17 protein-coding genes are annotated in these 18,773 nt (G+C 48.9%); 7 read left to right on the top strand and 10 right to left on the bottom strand.

Annotation, left to right across the window (positions count from 1 at the left end; translation table 11 throughout):
• Window positions 1-44 precede the first annotated feature (44 nt).
• Entirely contained in the window at window positions 45-818 is a 774-nt protein-coding gene (locus DXT99_RS01690) for a copper homeostasis protein CutC (protein ID WP_115563761.1), read from the bottom strand.
• Window positions 799-1,776 carry an isoaspartyl peptidase/L-asparaginase family protein gene (locus tag DXT99_RS01685; RefSeq protein ID WP_115563804.1) on the bottom strand — a complete coding sequence of 326 codons (978 nt, stop codon included), beginning with the start codon at window positions 1,774-1,776 and terminating at the stop codon, window positions 799-801. Before DXT99_RS01685 ends, DXT99_RS01690 begins: the two co-directional genes overlap by 20 nt.
• 133 nt (window positions 1,777-1,909) lie before the next feature.
• Between DXT99_RS01685 and DXT99_RS27675 the strand changes: the two genes are divergently transcribed.
• Entirely contained in the window at window positions 1,910-2,032 is a 123-nt protein-coding gene (locus tag DXT99_RS27675; RefSeq protein ID WP_262511347.1) for a hypothetical protein, read from the top strand.
• Window positions 2,033-2,179: 147 nt separating this feature from the next.
• Complete coding sequence (locus DXT99_RS01680) at window positions 2,180-3,793, top strand: ion transporter (protein ID WP_115563760.1); 1,614 nt, start codon at window positions 2,180-2,182, stop codon at window positions 3,791-3,793.
• Between the two features lie 377 nt (window positions 3,794-4,170).
• Here the strand turns inward: DXT99_RS01680 and DXT99_RS01675 are convergent, their stop codons facing one another.
• Window positions 4,171-5,124 carry a calcium/sodium antiporter gene (locus DXT99_RS01675; protein WP_115563759.1) on the bottom strand — a complete coding sequence of 318 codons (954 nt, stop codon included), beginning with the start codon at window positions 5,122-5,124 and terminating at the stop codon, window positions 4,171-4,173.
• A gap of 558 nt (window positions 5,125-5,682) precedes the next feature.
• Here DXT99_RS01675 and DXT99_RS01670 point away from each other — a divergent pair.
• A complete protein-coding gene (locus DXT99_RS01670; protein ID WP_115563758.1) occupies window positions 5,683-5,949 on the top strand; it encodes a hypothetical protein in 267 nt (88 codons plus the stop codon).
• A gap of 139 nt (window positions 5,950-6,088) precedes the next feature.
• Here DXT99_RS01670 and DXT99_RS01665 read toward each other — a convergent pair whose 3' ends face one another.
• Entirely contained in the window at window positions 6,089-6,955 is an 867-nt protein-coding gene (locus DXT99_RS01665; protein ID WP_181884996.1) for a sugar phosphate isomerase/epimerase family protein, read from the bottom strand.
• A 245-nt stretch (window positions 6,956-7,200) separates the two neighbouring features.
• Between DXT99_RS01665 and nudK the strand changes: the two genes are divergently transcribed.
• Window positions 7,201-7,779: a GDP-mannose pyrophosphatase NudK gene (gene nudK / locus DXT99_RS01660; protein ID WP_115563756.1), complete on the top strand. Its 579-nt coding sequence runs from the start codon at window positions 7,201-7,203 to the stop codon at window positions 7,777-7,779.
• Window positions 7,780-7,833: 54 nt separating this feature from the next.
• Here the strand turns inward: nudK and DXT99_RS01655 are convergent, their stop codons facing one another.
• Complete coding sequence (locus DXT99_RS01655) at window positions 7,834-8,241, bottom strand: hypothetical protein (protein WP_115563755.1); 408 nt, start codon at window positions 8,239-8,241, stop codon at window positions 7,834-7,836.
• A gap of 286 nt (window positions 8,242-8,527) precedes the next feature.
• Complete coding sequence (locus tag DXT99_RS01650; protein WP_115563754.1) at window positions 8,528-8,866, bottom strand: invasion associated locus B family protein; 339 nt, start codon at window positions 8,864-8,866, stop codon at window positions 8,528-8,530.
• A 399-nt stretch (window positions 8,867-9,265) separates the two neighbouring features.
• Here DXT99_RS01650 and DXT99_RS01645 point away from each other — a divergent pair, with 399 nt between their 5' ends.
• Window positions 9,266-10,186 carry a DUF808 domain-containing protein gene (locus DXT99_RS01645; protein WP_115563753.1) on the top strand — a complete coding sequence of 307 codons (921 nt, stop codon included), beginning with the start codon at window positions 9,266-9,268 and terminating at the stop codon, window positions 10,184-10,186.
• A 534-nt stretch (window positions 10,187-10,720) separates the two neighbouring features.
• On the opposite strand, the gene DXT99_RS01640 is transcribed toward DXT99_RS01645, so the two are convergent.
• Window positions 10,721-11,671: an AraC family transcriptional regulator gene (locus DXT99_RS01640; protein WP_115563752.1), complete on the bottom strand. Its 951-nt coding sequence runs from the start codon at window positions 11,669-11,671 to the stop codon at window positions 10,721-10,723.
• A gap of 327 nt (window positions 11,672-11,998) precedes the next feature.
• Here DXT99_RS01640 and DXT99_RS01635 point away from each other — a divergent pair, with 327 nt between their 5' ends.
• Both DXT99_RS01635 and DXT99_RS01630 read left to right on the top strand, forming a co-directional pair.
• Window positions 11,999-12,532: a YceI family protein gene (locus DXT99_RS01635; RefSeq protein WP_115563751.1), complete on the top strand. Its 534-nt coding sequence runs from the start codon at window positions 11,999-12,001 to the stop codon at window positions 12,530-12,532.
• Window positions 12,533-12,734: 202 nt separating this feature from the next.
• Window positions 12,735-13,820, top strand: a complete 1,086-nt coding sequence (locus DXT99_RS01630) for an FUSC family protein (protein WP_115563750.1) — start codon at window positions 12,735-12,737, stop codon at window positions 13,818-13,820.
• A 254-nt stretch (window positions 13,821-14,074) separates the two neighbouring features.
• Here the strand turns inward: DXT99_RS01630 and DXT99_RS01625 are convergent, their stop codons facing one another.
• The 3 genes from DXT99_RS01625 to DXT99_RS01615 all read right to left on the bottom strand — a co-directional run bounded on the left by DXT99_RS01625 (window position 14,075) and on the right by DXT99_RS01615 (window position 18,520).
• On the bottom strand, window positions 14,075-14,968 hold the full coding sequence (locus DXT99_RS01625; protein ID WP_246000397.1) for a formylglycine-generating enzyme family protein: 894 nt from the start codon (window positions 14,966-14,968) through the stop codon (window positions 14,075-14,077).
• Window positions 14,969-15,241: 273 nt separating this feature from the next.
• Complete coding sequence (locus tag DXT99_RS01620; protein WP_115563748.1) at window positions 15,242-16,681, bottom strand: sulfatase family protein; 1,440 nt, start codon at window positions 16,679-16,681, stop codon at window positions 15,242-15,244.
• Between the two features lie 234 nt (window positions 16,682-16,915).
• Window positions 16,916-18,520: a glycoside hydrolase gene (locus DXT99_RS01615; protein WP_246000390.1), complete on the bottom strand. Its 1,605-nt coding sequence runs from the start codon at window positions 18,518-18,520 to the stop codon at window positions 16,916-16,918.
• Between the last annotated feature and the right edge of the window lie 253 nt (window positions 18,521-18,773).

The following is an 18,773-nucleotide window of genomic DNA, read 5'->3' as shown; positions in this document are numbered from 1 at the left end:
TTATAGCGGAATTCATTTCCCCACCCCTTCGCTATCGTGCTGAATTAGGATGGTTTTATTTTAAAGGCTTTCCGCATCGCTCTAACCTGCGACACATCTGCCACCAGCTGCTCAAATTCCGACAGGCTTCTGTTGCTGGACATGGGTGGATAGGCTTTGCGGAAATTCATTTTGCTTTCCACAGGCTTGCGCACGGAAGCATGCACTTCGCTCACACCGGTTTCAGCGACTAATTCCCGTATGTTCGATGGGTTTACCCCACCTCCCGGCATCACAATCAGTTTACCGGCAGCCCTTTTGTTTAGCTCCCGGATCAGCCCGATACCCTGCAGCGCCGTTTCCTGCTGGCCTGAGGTAAGCAAGCGGTGAACATTTAGCTGCAGGAGTGCATCCAGCGCTTTAAGTGGGTTCGGGGTAAGATCAAAGGCTCTGTGAAAGGTGATGCTCAGCGGACCTGCATGCGCTATTAGCTCCTGCGTTCTGGCGGTGTCTATACTGCCATCCTTGTTCAGGACACCAATTACAACGCCGTCTGCACCAAGTTCCCGGCACATTGCTATGTCACTTTTCATTACCTCGAACTCCGCATCGGAATACAAGAAGTCACCTCTGCGGGGGCGGATGAGCACGTGCAAACCTATACGAATACTTTTCCGGACCACCTTGATCATACCGGCGCTGGGCGTGGTACCGCCTCCTGCCAAATAATCGCACAGCTCTACACGCTGCGCACCTCCCTCTTCAGCCGCCATGGCAGAGGCTACTGTGTCAATGCAGACCTCCAGTGCCGGCTGCTGGTCAGAACTTGCTCTTTCCATCCAGCAGCTGTTTTCCTGTTGTGTCCTGCACGGCAAAGTTAAAGCCCTTGTGGATGCAGTAACCACCGTACTCACCGTTCTTGTTCAGTGCGATAAAGCCAACCTGCAGGTCTTTTACGTCTTTCTGCTTGGAGATAATCCGCTCCACTGCCAGACGACAGGCATCCTCCGGCGAATTGCCCTGGCGCATCAGTTCTACCACCAGGTGGCTTCCAACCATCCGCATCACAGCTTCGCCCAGGCCTGTAGCCGTGGCCGCGCCCACCTCGTTATCCACAAACAAGCCTGCGCCAATGATGGGAGAATCACCCACACGGCCATGCATTTTATAGGAAGCGCCACTGGTGGTGCAGGCTCCTGCCAGGTCACCGTTTGCATCCAGTGCGAGCATACCGATGGTATCGTGGTTTTCGATATTGATAACAGGTTTATACTTGGACTCCTTTAGCCAGTTCTGCCAGTCTTTTTCAGATGCAGGTGTCAGCAGGTTCTCTTTCTTAAATCCTTTAGACAAGGCAAAAGCCAGTGCGCCATCTCCCACCAGCATCACGTGCGGCGTATCTTCCATTACCTTGCGGGCCACCGAAATCGGATGCTTGATGTGCTGCAAAAAAGCCACCGCACCGCAGTTGCTGTCCTTGTCCATGATGCAGGCATCCAGTGTTACCTTCCCCTCTCTGTCAGGATAGCCTCCATAGCCTACGGTTCTAACGTTTGGGTCCGCTTCCGGCACCCGCACGCCCGCCTCTACTGCATCCAGCGCACTCCCTTTTTCAGACAGGACTTTCCATGCTGCTTCGTTGGCAGGTATGCCGTGGTCCCAGGTGGAAATAACGATAGGCTTGTTGCTTTTTGCCGAACCCAGCGTGCCACCAAATGCTTTCGCAACATGGAAGCCTCCCCCCACAAGTGTCGCACCTAACGCGGATAGTTGTATGAATTTACGTCTGCTACTCATTGTTCTGTAATGCTTTTTTTGATGTATGCCTGGGGAAAGCCCGGCCTGGTAAAATTGTGAATAAGTTAGGAATTTAACAGCAATATTCTGCTCCACACACTTGAAGAGTTCATGCTTTAGGGCTTCAACAGGTATGAACCGTCCTCTTAAGACATGGAACCCGGAGAAAAACAAACACGTGCACGCCTTCTCCTCCAGCCATGCGCTCAATCAGCTGACACTCGTTGCCTCACGCACTTCCTTGCCCAGGCTTTAACCTTTCTGATACGGCAGGGTATACACATTTTATCACCATCCTGCTAAAAGAAAGGCACCTAAAGGGCCGGAGAAAACAGCCTCTCCTTTACCACCCGCCACAAAGAGGCAATGGCAAAATCAGGATCTTCAAGTAACAAAGAGATGTATGGATACAGAACTAACAGAGGAAGAACAAATCGGGAGCAAACGCTACCACCTTTTTTACAAGTTAGAGGCGGCCCTGGAGGCGCCCATGTTCATTCTGTCTGTGCTCTGGCTTGTCTTCCTGATCATGGAGCTAACGAAGGGACTAACGGCTACACAGGAACTCCTGGTGGTCATCATCTGGGGCCTGTTTATTTTGGAATTCCTGGTTAAGTTCATCATCGCTCCCCATCGGTGGCAATACATCAAGTCAAACTGGCTGACCATCATAGCCCTGCTTATTCCGGCATTCCGGGTTTTCCGCCTGGTGCAGGCTATAAGGATACTACAGTTTAGCCGCGTCACTACCTCCACCTACTTTGTCCGGGCCCTGACTTCCGGCAACCGCTTTCTAAGGGAAATAAAAGAAGCACAGGGGCCAGAGCCGGAGCCGGAGATGAATGTGGGAATCATGCTGGCACTCAGCAGAACGGCTGACACAGCGGGGATGGAAAGCTTTGCCAGGCAGCTCTCGCTGGATACAGGTCCGGAGATGGAGGCGGGAACAGGCATTAAGTGGATTTTCCATCTTGCAGAACCTGTTACCCTTGAATCAGATAGCCCCCGCGGGCCCTCACAGTTTCTGGATGACGCCAGCATGCGCATGGCAGAGGGGCCTTTCGATTTGGTTGTCGTTGTCACGGATGTAGCCCTTCTGTCCCGAAAAAACAAGGCAGAGCCCGGGCTTGCTTCACAGGTCAGCCGGGTACTGGTTATCTCTACCCGGAAACTGGTCAGGTCGCAGCGGGGGGAGCCGCGCCGTTCACTTGACGCTGAGGATGTGCGGTGGAACGGCGCTGCGTTATTGCTGCACCTGCTGGGCCATATCAGCGGGCTGCGGCGCAAAGACCGAAACGAAAGCGAAGTAATGGCTCCCTACCTATTTAAGGAAGGCAGGAGGAGTGTGCCGCACCTTAATACGGCCGAACGAAAAGCGCTCCGGCGGCGAAGTGAGTGGTTGCCTGAGCGCGAGCTGCATGGAGGGAACATGGCTGAAGGGCTTATCTTCCATATTCTCATGGCTTTCCGGCACCCGAAGGAGGTGGCTGTGCCGCTTCTGAGAAACTGGGCGCTCCTGCTGCCGCTTTCCCTGCCCGGGCTTGCCACGGCTGCGGTAGCGCCTTCTTTCCTGCTTATTTTCACTGCTGAGATTTGGGATGTGGGGCTGAACATGCCAAACCAGATAGTTATTCTCTATGCGGTTATCAGCATATTGGGCGCCACCTTTTACCTGGTCCGGGTACAGTCGCTGTTTCTTCCGAGAAAAGACAAGCGCATATTAACAGAGCATTTAGCCGTGGCCAACACCGTTATCTTTCTGAGCATGCTGCTGGCCTGCATCGGCCTGTTTATTATTGTGGGGAGCCTTATGTACCTCATCGAGACCTATATATTTCCTGAGGGCCTGATGAAGACATGGCCTACGCTGCTGGACCAGCCGGAGATTGACTGGCGGGCGAAGCTGCGGTTGGCTGCTTTTATAAGTACCGTAGGCGTCACGACGGGTGCCCTTGCCGGCGGCCTGGAGAGCAGAACAGTTATCCAGCACCTGGCTCTCTTTCGGGAGAAACCATGAGCGGGAGAAGCACCAGCAAGCTTTTGATTCCGCCATAAAAGGCTGCGCTACCTTTCTCGCTTCTTGTCATACGCTGTCATTTTTGATACAGCTAGTAACAGACGTTACGCAAGAGTCTCAGCGGGACGACCTGTTGATAGAAAAAAAGCCCAGTATTCTTTAGCTCCAGCGGAGCGACCTGTTGGGGATTATTTACAGGCCGCTCCGCTGGAGCTAAAGGCGGGTTCTGGCCATCAGGCTATTAACAGGTCGTCCCGCCGGGACTTAGAACAAATTATGCTCTGGTTTTGCGTAAAGTCAGATAGTAAATCTAAAACCAAAGGTTTGAGAGCGGCAGAAGCACGGCAATAGCAGCTGCTGCAGGGCTTTCAGGCGGGTTACTGAGTAATCAGCAGGATAAGGTAAGAGACGTACAGCACCAAGAGCACTCCACCTTCCCACCTTGCCACCTGCCTTCCCTTGCCCGTGAAGACGAAAATAAACAGCAGCAGGCTGGAAGCAAGATTAACGGCAATGTCTGGAAACGAGGCTGAGTTTACCTCCAGTGGGTTGACAATAGTAGAGACACCCAAAATCAGGAATATATTAAATATGTTGGAGCCCACTACATTGCCGATCGCAATGTCCACGTTCCGTTTTCTTACTGCCACCACTGATGTTGCCAGTTCGGGCAGCGAAGTTCCGATGGATACTATTGTTAGCCCGATAATCCGCTCCGAAAGCCCAAAGGTCTGCGCGATGCTCACGGCGCTTGTCACTATCAGCCTCCCGCCCACAATCAGCCCTACCAGCCCGAGTGCGATGAACAGAATGGCCTTTAGGTAGGAGTAGTTTTCTGTCTGCGTCTCTTCCTCCTCCGGACTGTTCCTGGCCACTGTCAGGTTGTATACCAGGAAAACAGAGAAGAACAGAAGCAGGATAATCCCTTCGGTCCTGGAGATAAAATTCGATGCTGCGCCGTCAAGGTAAACATCACTGGCTACGACAAGTACAGTAACAGCGGCCAGAAAGCTCAATGGTATCTCAAGCCAGGTGGTGTTCGTTTTAACTGACAGGGGATAAATCAGGGCGGAGATGCCCAGTATTCCCAGCACATTGAAAATATTGCTCCCCAGCACATTGCCCAGCACCATTTCCGTGCTGTTGTTGATGGAGGCAATCAGGTTCACCACCAGCTCAGGGGCAGATGTACCGAAGGCCACAATGGTCAGCCCGATGACAATGTTAGGAACGCCCATCCTGGAGGCCAGACTTGATGCAGCATCAACAAGTTTTGTGGCGCCGTAAATCAGGGCAATGAATCCGGCCAGGAGAAGCAGTATGTTTATCATGTTATATAATTCTCTTTCAGGTTGTACACTTAAAGTCAGGCGTTACTGATAGAAAAACTGACTTGATAAAATAAGTACAGCAGTTGTAGGCTGATGTTTCATCATAGATGCTACACTACAGTAAACGCAATCCGTTCAGGCCTGCTTCTCTCTTGTGAACCGCTCCATTGCCTCATCAGAGCATGTTTAAAATTTATTTCTGAAAGCGAAAATAGGTGATATCAAGTTCTGACGAGGCTCCATTGCAGCTCAAAGTATAAAGTCCGAGTATGCTCCCAAATAAATTCTGTCTATAACGCCGCCAAAAAGCGAATAATGAAATGTTACTTTCTTACTGGCTTTGGTCCCCTATAACAAACTTAATATATAGTTAATTATTAATATAACTATCGTATACTTTATTTAAGTCCTGTTAATACCCAGATTTATACAATATAATCTAAAGGTAATTCCTGCTGCCTGTTTTAAGTATGTGTTACTCCACGCATATTTATTTCCTGTTGCCGTGCATGATTAGTGTGTATCATTGACATATGTAAAACATAAAACTGTCGCCACATGAGTAAATCAGCTACTTCTTTTCGCCCGAAAGTTATAAAGAACATTAGAAGAATCTTTACCATGGTTTCCGCCTCCCCAAAGGCAGACACTGGTTTTGTCGAAGATCTGCTAAGCTTCTCTACCATAGATGGTAGTGTAGTGGCTTACAAATCAGGGGCAAATGCTTTAAGATCCGGGGCAGGAATATTCGTTGGCGGTTACTTTGTTGGTGTTGCAGATGAGGATACGTTTTCTGGCCAAAGCATGCCCTTTATCAAGTACTGAAAATTATAGGATGCGTCTCCTCTGCAGTGGGTAAAGATATACCCCCCTCAAGGGAGACGTACTATTTCTTGAATGAGCTACCAGCTTTCATGGATCTCAAAAGTCCTGAAATACAATGCGCCCCTATCAACGACCAGTACTATTGCTGTAAGCTTTTCAGATAAGTCATACTTTGGGGCACCTGTATGCTCTTCCTGTCACTCTCGTCCTCAATGTAATAATGTTTGATTCCCGCTTTCTTAGCGGCTTTCAGAATGGCCGCTAAGTCTAACTGGCCGGTGCCCAGCGCTACATCATTTTCTATAGGTGTGCCACCTGAGTAATCACCCTTCACCCCTTTCCGCAGATCCTTTAGATGCATTAGCTTAAAGCGGTTCCCGTACTTATCCAGCAACTGAGCCGGATCCTGCCCGGGATGGAAAGCCCATAAAATATCCAACTCGAATGACACATACTCAGGATCCGTGTTCTGAACAATGTAGTCGAAGAAAGTGCCATTCTGATAAGGCCGAAACTCATAGCCATGGTTATGGTAGCAAAATGTGAGTCCGTGTTCTTCTTTTAATTTTTTGCCTACCCGGTTAAAATCCGCCACCAGTTTTTGGGCATGCTCCAGGGTGAACGGTGCTTCATGCGGAAACCATGCTACCCGCACATAAGCGGCACCTAAGGTTTTGGCATTCCGGGCAACTTCATCGGTTTTATTTACCAGGTCTTCGTAGCTCACACCAAAAGAGGAGCATTTTATATTCCGCTCGTCCAGCATACGGCGCAGCTCGGCAGGCTCCTGACCGAACAGGTTGGAAAACTCCATGTCTGTGAAGCCAAGCGCCTGAATAGTATCCAGTGTAGCCGGAACATCTTTGGCAAAGCTCTTCCGGAAAGTATAAGAAACCAGCCCGGGAGTTTGCGGGAACAGCGGTTTACCGGACTGGGCCGAAACAGTATGCACCGCTGGAATAAACAAGGCTATAAAACCTATCAGGCACCACACATTTTTCATCATGATTGATTTTCATTTTAAGGTCAGAACAATAATAACACTTTAGGCCTTTATTGACTCCCGATAAGTTAATAAAATCTGTGATGGATTTCTGCACTTCTAACCTGAGCTTGCATTATTACATTTAATATATATAATTGATAAAGATTTAACTTAGTAAAAATCAAATTCCCTCTGGACAGAACAATACCCGGAAAAAGCGCCCTTTATACGAGCCATTATATACCCATGTAAGCAATAAGCTCCTTATGATCGACAATGTAAAGATTTTGGAAACTAAAGTACTTTCAGACAACTGGTACGTTCTCAGAAAGATAACTTATACCTACATGAAAAAAGACGGAACCTGGCAGACTCAAAGCAGAGAGGCATTTGACAGGGGCAACGGCGCGACTATATTGCTTTACAACAAGGAGCAGCAAACTGTTATTCTGACAAGGCAGTTCAGGATGCCCACATTTGTAAATGGCAACGAATCAGGAATGCTGATAGAGGCCTGTGCGGGGCTGCTGGATAAGGACAACCCGGAAGACTGTATAAAGCGGGAAACAGAAGAAGAAACCGGGTATAAGGTGACAGATGTACGGAAAGTATTTGAGGCTTACATGTCTCCCGGTTCAGTAACTGAGATCCTCTATTTCTTTATTGCGGAGTATTCAAAAGCCATGAAGATAAATGATGGCGGAGGAGTTGACTATGAGGAAGAGAACATCGAAGTGCTGGAGATTCCTATTGAAAAGGCAATGGAAATGATCGGAAGCGGTGAAATCAAAGACGGCAAAACCATTATGCTGCTCCGATACATTAAACTACACCGCATACTCTGATGCAGGCCGCCAAACCGCTCACGAAACTTGTTGCAGAACCAGCTTCAGGCTAGCCTAGGAATCCAGCCACCGAAGGGCTTCCTTAGGCGAAGAGAAGTTCCTGACATCAAATTTAGTCACCCCCAATGCATCGGCCCTGGTGACCACTGATTCCAGGGCTACCCGATGGAACAGGTTCTCCGGCAGTACCCTTGCCATTTTTTTCAGCTGCGTCAGGGAGAGCAGTTCATAAAACCTGGACGACATCCACTCCTTGGCTTCAGCGGGTAAAACACCCAAATCCTGGGCATTGGCCAAAACACGCGCCACCTGGGTGTCACGCAGTACCTCGTAAAGCTTCGTCCCACCTGCTTCCATTTCCTTCACACTTACCGGCCTCAGCCATTTCGCCTGGAGCAGATCTGCGTCGAGGTCTACCTCTATCATGTAAAAGTCTGTTGCGTACTTTATATCAAACGGCATAGGCTTAGTGTTTAAAGCATGTTCGGAATGTGTACTTTGAGCTACAAATATGCGCTTTCAAAAACTGAAATTAAACATGCTCTTAGTGAAGGTTGAACAAATTTACAATTCCCGGAATATTATTTAGTGTAAAATATAGTTACAAACTGGTATGGCTTAGAGTAGTCGCTTTATACATCATTCCTATCCACCCAGTCCTACTTTATGGCTTCACCGAAAGCAGGGAGGCACAAACAAAGAAGCCCCCGCATAACGGAGGCTTCTTTCCTGCGGCTATAAGCTGAGCCTATTCCTTTTTAGATGCGTCTCCGCCTCTTTCATCCATTCTAACTACACCTGTCTGGCCCTGCTCATTAGTCAGGTTTACCTCGTATACAATAGCGTCTTCAGTGCCTTCTGTGGCTGGCTTGATCAGATAGATGTCTCCTACTGTCCAGTCTTTGTATGTGTCGCTCTTCAAGGCTGCCTGAACAGGCTCCGGAAGTTGCTCCTGCGTTACTTTTTCTTTTTTCTCTTCCTGCTGCGCTGCCGGTGTCTGGTCTTGCGGGGTGGTTGTTTGGGCACTTGCGTCAAGTGATGACATTCCTAAAAATGCGATGGCTGCTAAAAAAGTTACTTTTTTCATAATTGTCTGGTTAAGTTATGCCTCTTACTTTGTCAGAACCGTGCCACGGAAACAAAAACCACACAATTAATTGTCTTACAACACATTACCAAAACATCATAAAATTGGGGAAGTGTGGAAGAAGAGTGGGACTTGTGTATGCTTCTCTACACTCTGTAGAAGATAGCTACAACAGGATGCTCCAGCAAACAGGTTTTTAGGTATCCTTTGAGGGGGCTAAAGCGACATCCTGCTTACCTTCCGACATGGTCGTAATGCAGGAATCTGAAGTTACCTGAGACGTCAGCAGCGTTGGCTTCAACAAATTTTTTCCCCCGGAAGCGGACTGGTAAATATATTTCGTAATATCGCCTTTTGCGAGCATGGAAATATGTCTTCTTTTAAAATGATAAACAAATAATGGCAACAGGACTTCTTGCTTTATTGGATGATGTATCGGCCCTGGTGAAAGTCAGCGCCGCGAGTCTGGATGATGTCCCCGCTCAAGTGTCAAAAACAACCGGTAAAGTATCCGGCATTGTCATTGATGACGCCGCCGTGACGCCCAAGTATGTGGTGGGTCTTGATCCTTCGCGTGAGCTTTCGATCATTTTTCAGATTGCTAAAAAATCACTGGTCAATAAACTTATTATTTTAAGTCCGGCTGCTCTGCTGCTCGGCTTCTTTGCGCCCTGGGCAATAACGCCTATATTAATGATGGGCGGTGCCTATCTATGTTTTGAAGGCTATGAGAAAGTCCACTCCATGTTTAGCAAGCATCATACTGATGACGCCCATCAAAGCCCAGGGGAAGATCTAAAAGTAATCACACCCGAAGAACTGGAGAATACAAGAGTGAAAGGGGCAGTTCGCACAGATTTAATCCTTTCTGCTGAAATCGTAGCCATCACGTATGCCAATGTGGCTGAACAACCACTGGTATCACAAATTGCCGTCATGTTAGCCGTGGCTATTTTTATCACGGTTGCCGTTTATGGGTTCGTAGGCCTGATAGTAAAAGCTGATGATATTGGGGTGCACATGGCAAAAGAAAACCATCATCCGCAAGTCAGAAAAATCGGGCGCGGCATAGTAACATTTATGCCACACTTTTTAAAAATCCTCAGCTATATCGGGACTGCAGCCATGTTGTGGGTAGGAGCAGAAATTATTGCCCACGGTATTCCTTTCACAAGTCATGCGCTTGATGATTTAGAGCATTCTTTGGCCCAAATACCCGTTCTTGCCTGGTTTGCAAAGGTGTTGGTCAGTGGTTTAGCCGGGCTGGCTTTAGGTGCAATCATAGCAAACATTCTGTCACTTTTTCGCAAAGCTGCCTGAGGTTTTAGGCGGGAGGATCTCTTACCGCCTGAAATCATAGAAGTTAGGAGCAAACAGAGTTTTCGTATGAAATATGGCTTGACCGCCAGCACTATTCTTTCATCAAATGTATTGCGCCAAAGTGGTACTCAGATAGATGTTGAGAGTTATAAACCCTAACAGCAAATACGAAAGAAATTCACCTTTAAGAATTGTTGATAATCATCTGATTTTCATAATGATTCGTTTTTTTAGATTTACTTTTGTTACGTAAAAAATATTACCAGGGCTTCAATTAAGAATCACTATTTCCATTGATATCTTGCGGATATAAGTAGTTACTCCCTTCAACCACCCAACGGTACGCGTATCAACGTAACCGGACTAACGAATATATTATATTGCAACTCGCTCTCCATTAAATGTATTGAATATTTTTCAAATTGAGTTGACCTATTCCTCCTAAGAAAAGAACGCGCACTAGCCACTGACAAGTGGTCGATCATGCAAGAACTCTAAGCCTACTTGCTGTGTGCATTACACCCTGTTTTATCTCTAAAACAAGGCTGCAGCGCCGTACTGACTTGGGTTCAGTCCTGTCTTTTGCTTAAAGAAGCGGCTGAAGTGCGAGGCGGTATCAAACTTCAGGTGCTCTGCAACTTCTTTTATGCTCCAGGAAGAATAGGAAAGCAGGTATTGCGCCTCCCGCAGCAGCCTCCTATGGATGATCTCCAGGGCGCTTTCTCCTGTTTCCCGCTTTACCGACTCGCCCAGGTGCTTGGCGGAAATATTCAACATGTCGGCATATTCACTCACGGTACGCTTTGTCAGGAAGTTCTCTTCTACCAGCATTCTGAAGGCGTGGGTTAGCTGGTACTGTCGGTTCATGTGCTTTGTAAAGCTCAACAAACAGGCCTCGCAAGCCCTGTTCATCTCATAGAGCAGCTGCAACGTCTGGAGGCGGACGATGTTCAGGTGAAAAGCACCTCCCCTGTCAAACTCATCGCTGATTTTCTCCAGGCCAGCCTTCATCGCATTAAAACTGTCAGGCTCCAGGGTATATACGGGAGGATAGTCCGGGTTCATCTGCAGCAGGTTATCTACTACCGGGCCACTTATAAAGCTTTCATCCAGGAATTCCCGCCTGAAGAGGAGCATGTACAGGAGCAGATCTTCTGTGGAGTTTTCATAGGAGTTGATGACGCCCGGTGAAACGAAGTGTACCGTTTGGGGCTGCACCTCAAACGTGAACTGCCCAACCGTTTTCGTGCTGCTGCCCCTCAGGCATAGTATCATTGCATAGTGGTCTGTTTTAATAGGCGGACCACTGCTGGTCCCGCCCTCATTGCTCAGCACGGCGAAGTCGCCCCCGTAGTCCAGGTTTTCGTACTTGTTCATCCCAAAAGTCTGCTGCGCTTTTTTCTTCTGCGACAGGTAGTACCTGATGGTGGACTTGATGTCCAGCACACGCGCCACCTCTGAAGGGAGTATTAGAGAATCAGCCATCTTTCCTTTTATATTTCTCGATCCACAGGTCCAAATTTAACCTTTACGTTTGAAGCACTAGCAGGACTGAAAGCATTTCTGCCTGAGCGCATGCAGCAGCGCCTGATGTTCGCTTTAGGTTGTTCTATTGCAAAATAACAAGAGTTCACGCACTGAAAAAGATATTAAGGCAAGCACCATCCGTACTATTGGTTCTTCTTCAGGAGATTTTGGTATTGAGGTGCACTGTTAGAAGCGCGAACTTTGTGGTTCAAAATAAAAGAGATATCCGGGTAGCTTTTAGAAGCTATTTATTTATCTGATAACCAATAATTGATTTAAAAGAATATGGCAGCAACGAAATGGGCTTTAGACCTTTCTCACAGTGAACTAGGCTTTAAGATTAAGCACATGATGATTTCCAACGTTACAGGAAAGTTCACACAATTTGATGTAGAGGCTGGAACCGAGGGTGATGATTTTTCTAATGCGAAAGTAGTGGCTAACGTTGATGTAGCTTCTATCAACACCAACAACGAGCAGCGGGATGAGCACCTGCGCAATGCAGACTTCTTTGGAGCGGAAACACACCCGAACATGAAGTTCGTGTCTACCAAAGTAGAAAGAGTAGACGACGACACCTTTACCCTCTACGGAGACTTAACCATAAAAGACACGACTAAGCCAGTGCAGCTTACTGTGGAAGACAACGGTGTCGCCACAGACCCTTGGGGAAATGTGAAGGCAGGCTTCTCTATCAGCGGCAAAATCAACCGCAAAGACTGGGGCATCAACTACAATGCAGCGCTCGAAACAGGCGGCGTGATGCTGGGAGAGGAACTGAAACTACAGGGTGAGGTGCAGCTCGTAAAGCAAGCGTAAACTCCGCTCTTTCTTTCGTTATAACAAACAAGGCTGCTCCGGTTTAGGGGCAGCCTTGTTTGTTATAACCAGTGGAGGACCTCTGCGAGCAATCTTATCTCCAGCCCATCACTGGCAACAGCCACTTAAACCTTCCGCTACCGTTTCGCTCTCTTGCGCAGCAAACGCTAACATAAAAACGCGGGGGAAGTAAAACTACCTTGTGAGCAAAATCATAGATATACCGGGAAAGCTCGGTCTGAATTTACAGATAGTGAAGACAGCCTTTGCAGCTGCGCTGTCCTGGTTTGTGGCCAGCAGCGTGCTGCACTCGGAATACCCTTACTTTGCTGCTGTTGCAGCCATTATTACAGTGCAGGTTACGGTAGCCGACTCTGTAAATAAAGCGACGCAGCGTATTGTGGGTATAATCGGTGGTGTGCTGGTAAGTATGTTGCTGGGGCACTGGTTTAAGGTAGGGGCTTTCTCCATCTTCTTTATCATTCTGGTAGGGATGGGCATTGCCAAAGCGCTCCGGATGAACCCTCAGATCATATCGCAGGTAGCCATCAGTTCGCTTTTAGTACTTGCTTTCGGACAGACCAGAGAAGGGTATGCCTATGAAAGAATTTTTGAAACGATTTTAGGGTCTGCCATAGCGGTATTAACCAATGCGCTGATTATTCCACAAAATGCCGTACCCGATGTGGAGCGGAGCATCATGACATTTAGCAAGCTGGCTGCAATTACTTTAGCCAATTTAACAGCACTGCTGGATATAACAGGCTCCAAAAGAAAAACCGGTCGCTCAGAGGTAGACGCGCTCATCAAAGAAGCTGAAAAATGCAGAAAGGCACTTGACCTGGCCGAGCAAAGCCTGAAGTACAACCCCCTGCTGACGCACAAAAGAGAGCGGCTAAACCAGCTTGCCAAAAGCATACGGCAACTGGAAAGTATCACCATCCAGATAAGGGGCATCCGAAGGAGCCTGGCCGATTTACAGCTAAACCAGCATTCTGGGCTGGAGCAAACTTATGTAGAGAGGCTAAAGCGAGCGATGGAAGCCACAGCAAATTGTGCTGCTGCCTACGGGCTGTTCTCGGTGCATGCAACGGAGGAAAACCGGAAGAACTTAAACGCTGCTGTGCTTCAGGCCCTGGCAGAACAGGAACGCTGCCTGGATAACCTGCAGGGAGTAGGGCCGCCGGCAACGCTGCGGGATATCGGGAGCATCCTCACCGATTTAGGCCGTATCGTGTCAGAGACGACAAGTCAGCACATCAATTCAGAAGCAACAGAGGCCAAATGAAATGCCTCCTGCCCTGCATCGCGCCATAGATTTGGACTGTCTCCTTTTACGGCTATCTTCAGACAGCTGTGCCACAGCAGTACAGCTGTGTATTATACAAGCCCGTTGTGCATCACCTTTAGAGGCAAATAAGATTGGAATCAAATAAGTGTTTGTTTTACCTGGTTCGTGCTGTTCAAAAAAGGGATGTCTGCTCCCGACTTAGAGTTAACCTGAATACAACTATAGGTTTATTTCTAAGGAGGTAGTCTTCCTCAATTACTTTCATCTCTTACACATCTGAACCCAAGGTTACTGGAACCGCTGGATACTTCGCCTTTCCCACGGCTGCCTGCCCTGTAGCGGGTGCAGTACTGGTCGCTGCACAGGTAAGAGCCCCCCCGCTGCACCCGCTGCACCGTTCCGGACTCATCCGGGTCATAACTGCTGGCCGGGCCTTTGGGGTTCTCTTTGGCGCTGTGCTGGTAGTAGTCCGGCCTATAGTAGTCGCTGCACCACTCCCACACGTTGCCGTCCATGTCATACAGCCCATAGGGGTTAGGAGGATAGGATTTGACCGGGGCCGCACCAACATAGCCATCCGCTCCTGTGTTGCGGTCAGGGAAGTGGCCCTGGTAAATGTTAGCCATCCACTTTCCATCCGGCTTTACCTCATCTCCCCAGTAATATGGCTGCTGCTCTTGGCCGCCTCTCGCAGCGTACTCCCATTCTGCCTCCGTTGGCAACCGTTTACCTGCCCACGTGGCATAGGCAAGCGCATCTTCGTAACTTACATGCACAACAGGCTCATTGGGATGTGCCATGGCAGCACTCCCCTTCCCGAACGGCTTCCTCCAACTGGCACCGGGGGCATACTGCCACCACTGAAGCGGATTATCCAAAGATACCGGTTGGGCAGTAGCCACAAACACACCGGAACCGGGCACTAATTTATCAGCAGGCACACCGGGGAAATCAGCAGGATTCAGGGGCCGCTCCGCTACCGTTACGTACCCGGTGGCCTGTACAAATGCAGCAAACTCGGCATTCGTTACCTCATGCTCATCTATCCAGAAGCCGCTCAGGGTTACATCGTGAACGGGCTTTGCATCAGGAAACGCGGCATCTTCCGCCCCCATGGCAAAGGTGCCTCCCGGAATCCAGACCATCCTCGAAGGAACGGTGTCTGTGGTTTCTTCAGTATTCTCCTCTCCCCTGCTTTCCACTCCGGCAAGCTCCGCAAACTGCTGCCCCGCTCCAGGCTGACACACAGCTATCCCTCTTCCCCCTTCGCTACCAGTTACATCAGCAGCCTTGGCTTGTTCCTCATGCCCAGGCTGGCAACCTGTAAGGCTAGAGAGGCTAAAAGCTAAGGCAGCTGTGGCTATTCTGTACGACTTATTCATATACACTTCTATTTTACCCAACTACACTCAAGGACTTTATTGTAACATGGCTGGCTTCCGAACATTCTCGCCCACCCGGTTTGTCAGATCATCGCCTAAGTCTTTTCGTGCCTCCTCCGCAAGGAGCATTATTTGCGCGACCACCTCCGGGTACAGCTCCTGCACGTCATAATCCTCCCCGGCGTCGTGCGACAGGTTGTAGAGCGCCGTCGGAACCTGCACCCTCGCTATTTTGCCCGGTGTGCCCTCCTTGCCATGCAGCGCTGCGTAGGTGTTGGAAGGATGCGGCAGCACAAGCTTCCAGTTCCGGTAACGGATAGCCTCCAGGTTGTTCTTTCCGAAATAGTAGTAAAGCACCTCCCGGGGCCCTTCATCCGCTTTCCCAAGTAAAACCGGCAGGAAGTTCATCCCGTCTATTTTCTTTTCGGGAAGCGGCGCCCCTGTTGCGGCCATGATAGTTGGCAGCAGGTCCATGTTTGTCATCAGCTGGCTGTTCACGCCGGCAGCCTCCACTTTACCTGGCCAGCGCACCAGCATCGGTACTCGCGTTCCACCCTCCCAGGAGGTTGACTTGCCTTCCTTAAAACCGCCCGACGAGCCGGCATTGTCACCGAAGTTCAGCCAGGGGCCGTTGTCGCTGGTAACAATCAGCAGGGTGTTATCTGCTATCTTCTCCTGGTCCAGCACCTTCAGCACCTCCCCTAACGACCAGTCCAGTTCCAGGATTACATCCCCGAACAGGCCTATTTTACTCTTCCCCCTGAATTTATCTGATGCGGCCAGCGGTACGTGCGGCATGGGGTGCGCCAGGTAAAGAAAGAAGGGTTTGGCCTTATTTTCTTTTATGAAGGCAACCGCTCTTTCGGTAAACGCTGTTGTTAAACGCGACTGCCCCTGTAAGGTAAGAATGGAGTCAACCACAACATCTCCCTGGTACACGGGTAGGGCTGGCCAGCCTCCGCGCATGTTCGCAGGATCCGTGATTCGCTTTCCGGCATAATCTATAGGCCAGATGTCATGGGAATAGGGAATACCATAAAAGCTGTCGAAGCCGTAGTGGATAGGAGTATATGGAGGCTTATTGCCCAGGTGCCACTTACCGAGCATGGCGGTTTTATAGCCGGCTTCTTTGAGCAAAGAAGCAATCGTTTCCTCCTCCGGGTTCAACGCCACTTTACTCCCCGGAAGTAACGCTCCAGCCAGTCCTAACCTGTTGGGGTAAGTGCCGGTAAGCAGTGCCGCACGCGAAGTAGTACAGACAGCCTGGGCTGCATTGAAATGCGTGAAACGCGTCCCCTCTTTTGCAACCCGGTTAAAGTTATCAGTAGAAACTCCTGTCATGCCATAAGGCTCTGTGTCACCGTAGCCCATGTCATCCATGTTGATGATGATAACATTTGGCTTAGAGCTTTTCTGAGCATTAGTATTAGCACATACAATCAATGCAGCAACTAATAATATTAAATTTCTGATCATCTGCTTCTCATTAAAAACTCACTGTTGCTTATCAGGAATCCCCAGCGAAGAGAGCTACTTCAATGCTGATTCTTTCCCCATATCCTAAAATAAGCATAGTTTCTGAGAAGAGTAAGCTCAACTTTAGCATTTCTACAAATCAAAAGGAACCGTCTAAGTGGCTTAGTTAAAGTCACTATTCCCAAACCATCAACCGATATCGCTATAAATCAACTGAAAGAAACGGTATATAGCCTATTCTAAATTGGCTACCAGCGTGGTAATAGAACGGGGAGACAGAATTATTACATTGTCGCTGTTTACCAGGTTGCCGGGCTTCAGATCCTCCTCCGCTGTGGTTACATAAGGTCTGATACCGGCTATAGTAGCCCCTTTCGCACTCAACTTTACTTTCACTGGCTCTATTCCGGCATTTACAGCTACCGTTATGAGCTGCTTTCCTGCCGTATCAATGTAAGAAGAGGCCAGCACAGTGTTAGCCTCCGCTTTCGCTCCTGCCAGCTGCGCGCTGACGCGTACAGCACCAGGACGAATAAACCGGCTGTAATTTCCTAAAGCCCACAGCATTTTGCTTTCATAGTATGCACCGTCTGCTTTGTTCTTGTCAACATACACCAGGCCATCCTTGTAATCATAAGGAGAGACGGCTAACCACCACTGCCAGGCGGTAGCATTTGCAATTACCAGATCGGTATGAACAACACGCGCCAGGTAAATAGCCGGGTCGATTCCCAGGTTCCGCTTGTTACCGTCTATTTCTCCGGCATTATCGCCCAGTATACAGTACTCAGACTGCCAGAACTCCAGCCCTGGCACAGAAGCTACTTTTGCAGCCAGCTTCTCTCTACTGTCAACTGCCTGTTCGAAGGGAGAGGTTGTAAAATAACTATGCGCCGAAATCACTTTGCCCGTATGGGAAAGGTCGCCAATGTAATATGGGGAACTGCTATCAAAGAAAGCCTCTATCTGGTTCCCCCTGTTCGGCTTATCGGCAGTCGTATAGAGGTAATCAATTTTTCCGGCTTCGGCTATGTCAATTTTAGTGGGAAGGCTTCTTCTCTCAAGAGAAGTATTGAGCACTCTGACGATACCGGCAATGTCTTCATTCATAAAGGGAGTTCCCTCCTGCCCTCCGTCACTCCAGTCCCATTGCGGCTCGTTTACCGGGCTGATATAACCGAAGCGAATGCCCTGCGTCCGCTCCACGCCTTGTATGACATCTGCCAGGTAGTCGGCAAAAGCACTATACTGCTCAGGTGCCAGGTTAGGTGTAGCATCGGAAGCGAAGGCTTTGCCGTTTTTCGTTAAGTGAACGGGGGGGCTGTTCGGAAAGGCCAGGAACTTCTTTACACCGCGCTCCTTCGCTGCATTCAGAAACCAAACCTGCCCGGCCTGCCGCTGCCAGTTGTAACTTCCATCCTCTTCCAGAAAGGATTCAGCCCGTCGCCACTCGTCCCGAATCCCGCTTTGCTCTCCCTGTTCTGCACTACCAGCCCCAATGTTAAAGCGCCACAGGGATAACCCTATACCTTCGGGCTGGCCATTGGACATGGTATCTGTACTGAAGAGCAAATCCGCGATGGCATTTCGTTTTTCAGTTGGCCAGTTTCCCACGAACTGACAGGCCCAGGCATCCGAGGCACCAAAATTATCTATCGTCTGGTATGTGTCTGAAGCATCGATACTGAGGGTAACTTCATCTGCCTGAAGCGAAGGGGAAGCCTGCGCATACTCCTGAGGGAGATTGCCGGAACACCCCATCAAACAGCATGCGATTAAAGGTAACTGCCACAACGTGACTCCGCAGCTTTTCCGGATGGAACCCAATATTCTTATCATGGTTGAATGCGTGTAGATTGGAGTAAACTCTTAATACATAGGTACGTGTGCTTCTGCCCGCCATCGCCTGGTTTTAGACATTGATTTTTGTCGTATCGAATACCCCAGCAACCAAAGCCTCTTTTGGTATTCCTGACGGTGAAATCCCAGAGAGTGTGCAGCGTTTACTTTGGCTTCTGAATAAAATCAACCGAAAAACATCCTATAAGAAAGATTACAATGACCGACGTACAAATTTTCTTTTAATGCATGG

This window comes from Pontibacter diazotrophicus, assembly GCF_003367245.1.
Classification (GTDB): domain Bacteria; phylum Bacteroidota; class Bacteroidia; order Cytophagales; family Hymenobacteraceae; genus Pontibacter; species Pontibacter diazotrophicus.
This window is presented reverse-complemented; position numbering and strand designations above follow the sequence as displayed.